Source organism: Mangrovibacillus sp. Mu-81, assembly GCF_036867415.1.
Lineage (GTDB): Bacteria > Bacillota > Bacilli > Bacillales > Bacillaceae_B > Rossellomorea.
In genome coordinates, this window is the sequence record NZ_JBAJHU010000027.1 from 1 (window position 1) to 1,683 (window position 1,683).

A 1,683-nucleotide genomic window follows, 5' to 3' on the forward strand; every position below is an offset into this window, starting at 1 on the left:
GAGGCCACTGAAAAAGTCCATGATTTTATAAACAGCGCATCTTTCTTCGAGAAATCGAAGAAAGATGCGCTGTTTTCTTGTAAAATGGAAGGACTACATAAAAGTGAGGGATTGGATGCTTGACCATCAATTATCAATGAACGTAAGTCAATATGAAGGATTGTATGATGTTATTGTGCCGCAAGATCACCTTCTTCGGAAAATCAATAACCTGGTGGACTTCTCCTTTATATATGAAGAATTAAAGGATAAATATTGTCATACGAATGGACGTAATGCCATCCATCCAATTCGCCTATTTAAATATCTTCTCCTTAAAACGATTTACACTTTATCTGATGTAGATCTTATTGAAAGAACCAAGGTGGATATGTCGTTTAAGTTCTTCTTGGAAATGGCCCCTGAAGATGCTGTCATTGATCCCAGCCTGTTGGCTTATTTTCGACGGAAACGTTTGAAAGACGAAAATTTATTAGACTTATTGATCATGAAAACGGTGGAAATCGCACTTGAAAAAGGCGTAATCAAATCCAAGTCTGTCATCATGGATGCTACTCACACGAAATCTAGATACAATCAAACCTCTCCTGAAGAAGTATTGCGTAATCGATCAAAAAAGGTGAGGAAGATGGTCTATTCCATTGATGAAACGATGAAAGAGAAGTTCCCTGCTAAACCCACGGAGAATACGATTGAAGCTGAGTTGGATTACACTCAAAAGCTTGTGGAAACCATTGAGAAAGAACCCAAATTAACCGAATTCCCAAAAGTGAAAGAACCCTTAAATCTACTAAAAGAGACCGTTGAGGATGATTTGATGTACCTTCAGGAATCGGCAGACCCAGATGCACGAATCGGTCATAAAACAGCTGATTCATCCTTTTTCGGATACAAGACACACTTAGCCATGGTCGAGGAGCGAATCATTACCGCCGCAACCATTACAACGGGTGAAAAGACAGATGGGAAAGAGTTACCAACCTTAGTAGAAAAAAGCAAAGAAGCAGGTATTGAGGTGAAAGAAGTCATTGGTGATGCGGCTTATTCAGAGAAGCAAAACCTCAAATACGCGAACGAACATGAATTTGAATTGATCTCAAAGCTGAACCTCCATGTCTCTCATGGAGCTCGAAAAAATGAAGAAAAGTTTGAGTTCAATAAAGATGCAGGTATGTACGTTTGTCCTGCCGGGCATATGGCTATAAGAAAAGCTCGCCAAGGGAAGAAAAATCATTCTCATAACCAAGTGAATACGTATTATTTTGATGTAGATAAGTGTAAGCGTTGCCCTTTCCAGGAAGGTTGTTATAAGTCCGGCGCTAAAACAAAATCGTACTCCGTCAGTATTAAATCAGAAGAACACACGAAACAATTGGAATTTCAAAATAGCGAACGCTTTAAGGAGAGGGCAAAAGAACGATACAAAATTGAAGCGAAAAATAGTGAACTGAAGCATAGACACGGATATGAGGTCGCCTCATCTTCGGGTCTCGAAGGCATGTGCCTACAAGGAGCCATGACCATCTTCACCGCAAATATAAAACGAATTATAAAATTAATGGATTAAATAGAGGAAAACCCTCCTTTTCAAAATAAAAAAACAGCCTGTTTGGAAAAAATCATTCCAAACAGGCTGTTTTTTTATTAACTTTCTTTGAGAGCCAATAGTTCTTCAGTGGCCTC

At 38.9% G+C, this 1,683-nt stretch carries 1 protein-coding gene; it reads left to right on the forward strand.

Translation table 11 applies throughout. The features are described 5' to 3' along the window. Window positions 1-115: 115 nt before the first annotated feature. Window positions 116-1,567: an IS1182 family transposase gene (locus V6B33_RS21990; RefSeq protein WP_334219788.1), complete on the forward strand. Its 1,452-nt coding sequence runs from the start codon at window positions 116-118 to the stop codon at window positions 1,565-1,567. Window positions 1,568-1,683 lie beyond the last annotated feature (116 nt).